Below are 5,341 nucleotides of genomic sequence, written 5' to 3' on the forward strand. Positions count from 1 at the left end.
TGGAATGGCAACGCCATCATCCGCACGACACCTTCACTTTTGGCCCTCTATAGTCTCGTGACGCTGTGGGCGGGAGATGTTCTCAGCCAAACCACGCGCCCTTACGCGGCGGCATGGTACAGGAAAACCGATCTGACATTCACAGATGCGATTGGCGCTGTGCGTCTCGTTTTGTGGAGCGACGATCTTTATCGACACTCACCGTCAAACCTGGAAATGCATAAAATACCGCCAGGGCGACTTGTCCGTATGGCGCAGGCGATTTGCTTCGCCGCATAATGTACAAAGTCAAGCTTAGCGCCCTGCGTCTTGCCGCGTTCGGATGGCGAATGACACTCGGCAACCATCGCCGTGGCGCCAATGAAGCCGCAATTCCAGCCCAGCCCCAAGAGGATAAGCGATCCCCAGAAGTGCGCGATATCGACACCGCTGAGCGCAATAAGCGCCGACCCGCCGATCAGGAGAAGTCCCACCGCCGCCACGCGCTCCTTGCCGAAGCGTGCCATGAGGCGGCCGGTAATGAAGCTTGGCCCGAACATCGAACATGGCGAGAACGTGCCACTGAATACCAAGCGCTGCGGAATCGACGGAATGGCCGTGTCCGACCATGGCCATAGGTGCCGCCGTCATGACGAAGGTCATCAGGCCGTAGGAGACGACGCCGGTCGCAACGGCCAGCAGATAGCGTGGCGAGGTCAGTATCTGTGCAAGCGGGCGGGCGCTGATGGCGGTGGCATGCACGGCGGCGGAACCCGCCGGGCGGCGCAGTGGCAAAAGGATCGGCACCGCGAGCAGGGCGAGCATCGCCTGGCTGAGGAAACTGCCGGCAAAGGCATGTCCCGGCAGAGCGTTACGCGTCCATATGACGAGTTGCGGCCCGATGATGGCAGCAATCAGCCCGCCGACCATCACGCGCGATATTGCGCGGTCACGCCCGGCGCCAGTCAGGCCGTCGGTCGCCGCAAAGCGGTAGCTCTGGACATAGGCCGAGTAAAAACCGGCGATCAGCGTGCCCATGCAGAAGACAATGAAGCTTGATTGGACGATGCCCATCGTGGCAACGATCCCCGCGATCGTACCGAGCGCTGCACCTATTATATATCCGGCGCGCCGTCCGAACCGGCGCATAACGGCCGCAGCCGGCAGCGTTCCCAGAGCAAGCCCCAGGTTGAGCATGCTGACCGGCAAAGTTGCTGCGGCCGGATCAGATGCCAGATGCTGGCCGACGAGCCCGCCGAGCGAAATGACGATGGGAGAATTGGCGCCCCCGAGCGACTGTGCCGCCGTCAGAACCCAGACGTTTCTTGACGCAATTTTTTCCTGTTTCGCGACATCGTCCTTGTCGCGGAACGTCGCCTCGGCGATCCCCATTTGCGTGACCTGCTCAATATCTTGGTTTGTGGTGCGTGGCCGAGGAGGGCATCGGCAGCACACCGGCGTGCTGAAGAGGGGCGTCCTTGATCCAGATTTCGGCGCCCTCTGGGCCTGTCGCCACCTCAAATGATCTGCCTGCCGGCAACCGTCCCCAGCATTGCGGCTCCAGCGTCTCGCCCTGCAATATCAGGCTGCCGGACAGCACCAGAAATTCGAGGCCACGGCGATTTTCGATGGCAATGGCTGAGCCGGACTGCCAGGTCTCGATCGAAACGCGTTCCGCGATATCCTCGAAGAGAACACGCGCCGCACGGGCGCCGGCGCGCAATGGGGCCGCTTGGCCTTCGCCTGGCTGCCGGACAATCTGCATGCTGTCGCCCTGACGAAACTGCCAAAGGCGCACGAAAATCATGCAGCCCTCCTCCGGCGCCGGTACGTGCGAGGTGCCGGGCGGGTTGCGGAAATAGCTTCCGGCCGGATAGTCGCCATGCTCATCTTGGAACGTCCCCTGAAGCACAAGAATTTCTTCGCCGCCGCTATGGACATGGCGGGGAAAGGCGCTTGCCGGCGCGTAGCGCACGATCGAGGTCGCACGCGCGACTTCACCGCCGACGCGGTAGAGCATCCGTCGGTCGACGCCGGCGGCGGGGCTCGGCACCCAGTCGAGCTTGGCCGCATGGGCGATGACCGGCTTTGTCAGGTCTTCATTGATCCGCATTGGTCTGGTCTCCCATCGTCAGAACGATCCGGAATTTCGCCTCACCGGAACGCATTCTTCGGACCGCTTCGGCGGCCTGCTCCAGCGGCATGGTTTCGATCATCGGCCGCACGCCGGCCAGGACGCTGAAGTCCAATGTCTTCTCGTTCTCGAACGGCGACCCCGTAATTGAGCCGATCACGCCTCGCTCAGCGCCCACCAGATATCCAGTCGATACCGGCAGGGGATCCTTGCCGACGCCGAGCACGACCAGGCGGCCTTCCGGTGTAAGTGCAGGCATCAAAACCAAGACGGCGTCCGGATTGCCGATCGTGGTCAGGATCGCTTTGGCGCCGCCCATCTTATTCAAAGCCTCGGCGGCATTTTCCTTGTTCGTGTCAATGTAACGATGGGCGCCGAGCTTCACAGCATCTTCGGCAATATTGTCGCCCCGACCCACCGCGACCACGCGGAAGCCCATCTTGCGGGCATATTGCAGCGCCATGTGCCCGAGCCCGCCTATTCCGAGAATAGCAACCGTATCGCCTGCCTCAGCGCCCGATTTCTTCAAGGCATTGAATGTGGCGATGCCGGCGCAAAGGATCGGTGCTGCCTCTTCCGATGAAAGCTTGTCCGGAATGGAAACGAGTCCGGTCGCGCGCGCAATCATCATTTCCGCGTAACCGCCATCGCAGGAAGAACCGAGAACGGGCTGGTTGCGGCATAGATTGAAACGGCCACGGCGGCATTCATTGCATTCGTTGCAATGCCCGCCGAGCCGGCCAACGCCGACGCGCTGGCCGAGCTTCCAAGCCGAGGGCGTGTTTGATCCAAGCGCGATGATCCGGCCGACCACTTCGTGGCCGGGAACGCGCGGCGGCTGTAGTCTCCGGTCCGCCTTGTCGATGTCGCTTAAATCCGCGCCGCAGATGCCGCAGGCTTCAACCGCAATCAGCACTTCTTCGTCGCCCGGCGTCGGTCGGTCCACAAGCTCAAGGCCGCCGGACGTGGATATCTGCATCGCCCGATAGGTTGTTTTCATGACCTGCTCCTTTCCTCGCATTTCAAGATAGGGGATGAACGATCTCCGTCTCGCCTGGTGATCAGGGGCGTGGCCACACGCTCACCGGCTTCGATGGCCCCAGCCAGATAACCGGGATCGTTGAGTGCTGTTCGCTGCCTGCCAAACTGATCCAGCTCTGCCAGGTCTGATCGACCCCCCAACTCGCGTGCAAATTCCTGAACCGACGGATGCATGTCGGGCCAGCCAGGAAGGGCCGAGATCGAAACCGTCGTGCGAGACATCGGTTTGCGGGTCAGCCGTGAGAATGCGGCCGCCCAGCCGTTCCCGTGCCTCGACCAGGGTAAAGTCGAGCCCGTTGCGATGAAGGTGATAGGCTGCCGTAAGTCCGGCAAGGCCGCCGCCGACGATGACAATGGCCTTAGTCGATATTGTTGTCGTTGAAGCCATTAGCGGGTTATCTGGATGTTATGCTCGCTGCAGTTCAGGCGATGGCGTAAATCCGAATGTCCGGCGCTGCCGCCAGCAGCGGCTTCAATCGGTGACGTCGTCGTCGTTGAAGAGTTCGCTTTCGAGATAGGCCCTGCGTCCTCAACGCTGTTGAACCCATGGAGAACCTGCACGTCATCGTCGCGGATCAGAAGCTCCTTGGAGGTCGCTCCGATGTCTGTGAGGAACGTTTCCTTGTATTTCTGATAGATGCCGATGGCAGCGCGACGGTTCGCGGCGGCGATCTGAAGGGTGATTTGGAGATAAGCCACGGTCATACTTTCGGGTTTCGCTTGGCCGCACGCGGCGAGGGATGTTCCTCGCCAAAAATGCATATGCGCCGTTTGATGCGCCCGCATGGCCGGCTTGACAAATGAGAGTTTCTTGGGCGCGGCAAAGAAAATCTTGGCGCGCTGCGCTGCGGCCGAGTTAGGGCCGTGCCGTGCCGGCTTCTTCAAGCAGCCAGTTGCGAAAGGCCTGCAGTTTCGGCAGCGACGCATACTGCGACCGGTAGACGATGTAGTAGGCAAGCGTCGATGGCACGGTCACATCGGGGAAGAGCCGCTTGAGCCTTCCCGCAGTCAGATCGTCATGGGCGAGGATGCTGCGGGCCAGCGCTACGCCCCGACCCTCGATCGCAGCCTGCAGGACGGCAGCGGAATTATTGATACTCATGCCCCTTTGCGGCTGGGAATCTGATACGCCGCCGGCGCGCAGCCAGCGGTCCCAGGTGACAAAACCGAGTGCCGGGTCCACGGAGAGATCGTGTATGAGCGTCTGGCGCGTCAGATCGGCTGGGACGTTTAGACTTCCAATTTCTGAAAACCTGGGCGAACAGACAGGAAAGACTTCCTCGTCCATCAGCTTTTCGGCGATCAGGTCCGGCCAGCTTCCATCTCCGTAGCGCACGCCAATGTCTATTCCATGTGCCTTGTAATCGACCAGCTTCAGGCTCGTCTCGAGCCGAATGTCGGTCTCCGGACATCTGGCCTGGAAGCGGTCGATGCGGGGCAATAGCCATTTGGCGGCGAAAGCAGGACTGACGGTTACGTTGAGGATTCCGCTCGTTGCGGACGCGCGAAGACGCTCCAGCCCAATGACTAGCTGATCGAGCCCTGCCCTGATATCGGGAAGGGCATGTTCGGCCCGTTCGGTCGGGGTAAGCCTCGCCTTTCCGGTGGTGGTACGATGAAAGAGCGGCATTCCCAGCCAATCCTCCAACCCCCGCACCATCTGTCCTACCGCAGCTGAGGTGACTTTGAGTTCCTCGGCAGCCCCGGAGAAGCTGCCGTGACGTGCACTGGCTTCAAAGGCACGCAGCGCGTTCAGATAGACCGGTGACTTTCTGTTCAAAGTGACTTTCTCCTACGCGAAGAAGGGAGAATTGAGCGGCAAAGCCACGAAGCGACATCTCCATTATGGGCCACACCCCGTCAAGTCCTGTGAGGCAAAGAACACGGCTCTGAATCCGGGTTAACAGTCATGCTCGGATGATTTCGGCCATGTATTGTGGGTTTCTGCCTGCTTTGTTTCGTCTGAGTTTGATACTGCGCTTGTCGTTATGGCTTCGAACCATGTTGATGGCGAAGTGTCGGACGACGGCCATGTTGGCTGGTCCATGCCCGGTTCGAGATCGGGCGGCATCCTCGTTGAAGGTGACGTCGAGTACCCAATGGAGGGAGTTCTCGATGGCCCAATGGCCACGTATGGCCTCGGCGAACTGGAGCGCGGTCATCGACCGTGAGGAGATATAGAAGCGG

General features: G+C 60.7%; 6 protein-coding genes and 2 pseudogenes. 1 reads left to right on the forward strand and 7 read right to left on the reverse strand.

Going from position 1 to position 5,341, the window contains the following annotated elements:
- A pseudogene (locus tag PH547_RS33370) lies at positions 1 to 279 on the forward strand (IS701 family transposase); the annotation flags it as partial.
- Here PH547_RS33370 and PH547_RS33375 read toward each other — a convergent pair.
- From PH547_RS33375 to PH547_RS33405, 7 genes and pseudogenes are all read right to left on the reverse strand, one after another.
- Positions 252 to 1,371: pseudogene (locus tag PH547_RS33375) on the reverse strand (MFS transporter); the annotation flags it as partial. The pseudogenes PH547_RS33370 and PH547_RS33375 sit on opposite strands and share 28 nt — an antisense overlap.
- Positions 1,372 to 1,384: 13 nt before the next feature.
- The gene (locus PH547_RS33380) at positions 1,385 to 2,092 is read right to left on the reverse strand and encodes a cupin domain-containing protein (protein ID WP_184806333.1); all 708 of its coding nucleotides are present in this window, start codon (positions 2,090 to 2,092) and stop codon (positions 1,385 to 1,387) included.
- A complete protein-coding gene (locus PH547_RS33385) occupies positions 2,079 to 3,113 on the reverse strand; it encodes an alcohol dehydrogenase (RefSeq protein WP_120670743.1) in 1,035 nt (344 codons plus the stop codon). Before PH547_RS33385 ends, PH547_RS33380 begins: the two co-directional genes overlap by 14 nt.
- An 81-nt stretch (positions 3,114 to 3,194) precedes the next feature.
- Positions 3,195 to 3,542: an FAD-dependent oxidoreductase gene (locus PH547_RS33390; protein ID WP_120670745.1), complete on the reverse strand. Its 348-nt coding sequence runs from the start codon at positions 3,540 to 3,542 to the stop codon at positions 3,195 to 3,197.
- Positions 3,542 to 4,039, reverse strand: a complete 498-nt coding sequence (locus PH547_RS33395) for a hypothetical protein (protein WP_240535388.1) — start codon at positions 4,037 to 4,039, stop codon at positions 3,542 to 3,544. The genes PH547_RS33390 and PH547_RS33395 overlap by 1 nt, the downstream gene beginning before the upstream one ends.
- Positions 4,011 to 4,934 (reverse strand): transcriptional regulator GcvA, encoded by a 924-nt coding sequence (gene gcvA, locus PH547_RS33400; protein ID WP_004112795.1) that lies wholly within the window; start codon positions 4,932 to 4,934, stop codon positions 4,011 to 4,013. The genes PH547_RS33395 and gcvA overlap by 29 nt, the downstream gene beginning before the upstream one ends.
- A 127-nt stretch (positions 4,935 to 5,061) precedes the next feature.
- Positions 5,062 to 5,341 (reverse strand): ISAs1 family transposase (locus PH547_RS33405; protein ID WP_285170457.1); only part of this gene is annotated, 280 nt, incomplete at its 5' end.

The organism is Rhizobium cerradonense (assembly GCF_030182455.1).
GTDB lineage: Bacteria > Pseudomonadota > Alphaproteobacteria > Rhizobiales > Rhizobiaceae > Rhizobium.